At 55.3% G+C, this 1,240-nt stretch carries 2 protein-coding genes; both read left to right on the plus strand.

All coding sequences use genetic code 11. From position 1 onward, the window contains the following. Window positions 1–511: pyridoxal-phosphate dependent enzyme (locus tag Q0362_RS09405; RefSeq protein WP_298122844.1), on the plus strand; the 511-nt coding region annotated here is incomplete at its 5' end. 98 nt (window positions 512–609) lie between these two features. Then, complete coding sequence (gene epsC, locus Q0362_RS09410; protein ID WP_298122845.1) at window positions 610–1,197, plus strand: serine O-acetyltransferase EpsC; 588 nt, start codon at window positions 610–612, stop codon at window positions 1,195–1,197. The last annotated feature ends 43 nt before the right edge of the window (window positions 1,198–1,240 follow it).

A 1,240-nucleotide genomic window follows, 5' to 3' on the forward strand; every position in this document is an offset into this window, starting at 1 on the left:
GGCTCGCCAGTTCGAAAACGCTGCAAACCCAGCAATCCACCGCGCAACCACTGCGGAAGAGGTATGGGCAGACACTGACGGCAAGGTAGATATCTTCATTGCCGGTGTGGGAACTGGTGGAACCATCACTGGCACCGGTCAGCGCTTGAAGGAACTCAACCCCAACATCCAGATCATTGCTGTTGAGCCTGAAGAATCCCCTATCCTCAATGGTGGTGCTCCTGGTCCTCACAAGATTCAGGGCATTGGTGCGAACTTCGTTCCCCCCATCCTCGACACCACCGTCTATGACGAGGTATTCGACGTCAACTTCGACCAGTCGATCGAGTTCGCTCGCCGCCTGGCTGCTGAAGAAGGCATCCTGGCTGGTATCTCCACCGGAGCTATCTTCTACGCAGCAACCGAAGTAGCTAAGCGTCCCGAGAACGCTGGCAAGACCATCGTTGCCATCGTCTGCGACTATGGCGAGCGCTATGTCTCCACCGCACTGTGGGAGCCTTTCAAGGACTAATTCCTCACAGTGGTTAACAGAAGCCCGCTCAGCATCAGCTGCGCGGGCTTCTTGCATGTTCAGGGAATATCCCAGCATTCGGTAGCCTTGTAACTCTTATGCTCAATATCCGTGAAGACATCGCCAACGCGCGCTCACACGACCCAGCTGCTCGCTCGTCGTTTGAGACATGGGTTGTTGCCTCTGGTCTTCACGCTGTCTGGGCTCACCGCTGGCACCACTGGCTCTGGACACATGGCTTCAAGTTCATTGCCCGCGTGGGTTCACAGTGGACCAGATTCTGGACTGGTGTAGAAATCCACCCAGGTGCAACCATTGGTCGTCGTTTTTTCATTGACCACGGCATGGGCGTCGTCATCGGTGAAACCGCAGAAATCGGTGATGACGTGATGATTTATCACGGCGTCACACTTGGTGGGCGTTCACTCGAGCAGGGTAAGCGTCACCCCACCATCGAGAACAATGTCACTATTGGCGCAGGTGCCAAGGTGCTTGGCCCACTCACCGTTGGTCACAACAGCGCCATTGGCGCCAATGCAGTTGTGGTGAAGGACGTTCCTGCCGACTCACAGGTCGTAGGTATTCCCGGAGTTGCTCGACCACGTAATGGCATGGTTGCTGTTCCTGGTGAAACAGTTGTTGAAGACAGCGGCCGCGCGTGGGTTGACCCCGCGATGTTTATCTAAGAGATAAATCTTTTAGGCGCGAGAAGCCTCAAGCGAATACTTC

The sequence above is a fragment of the uncultured Aurantimicrobium sp. genome (genome assembly GCF_936931525.1).
In the GTDB taxonomy this organism is placed as follows: Bacteria; Actinomycetota; Actinomycetes; order Actinomycetales; family Microbacteriaceae; genus Aurantimicrobium.